Below are 330 nucleotides of genomic sequence, written 5' to 3' on the forward strand. Positions count from 1 at the left end.
CTACCCGGATACCGTCATAGATGGCGGCGTGGATGTTGCGCGAGGCGACCGCGTCGCCGATGCGGAATACGACGAACCCGCCTTCCGCGTTGCGCGACGGGAAAATGTCACCGCCATTCACCAGCCGCTCATAGTCGACCGCTCCGCCATTTTTCGACAAAGGCTTCAGCGACAGATAAAGGTCGTCGAGGGGTGCCGTGCCATGCTCGACCACCACCTGGTCGACACGTCTTTCGCCGCGCCAGCCGTCGGCAAAATCCGAAGCGAGCTCGGCGACGAGCTGGTTGCCCTCGCGCCGCACCGAGCGCAGCCTCGTGTTGATGGTCACGG

General features: G+C 63.9%; 1 pseudogene. It reads right to left on the reverse strand.

Annotated features, from left to right (window positions below):
* Nucleotides 1-330: pseudogene (locus EN852_RS37545) on the reverse strand (N-methylproline demethylase); the annotation flags it as partial.

Origin of the sequence: Mesorhizobium sp. M2E.F.Ca.ET.209.01.1.1 (assembly GCF_004010375.2) — a bacterium.
Lineage (GTDB): Bacteria > Pseudomonadota > Alphaproteobacteria > Rhizobiales > Rhizobiaceae > Mesorhizobium.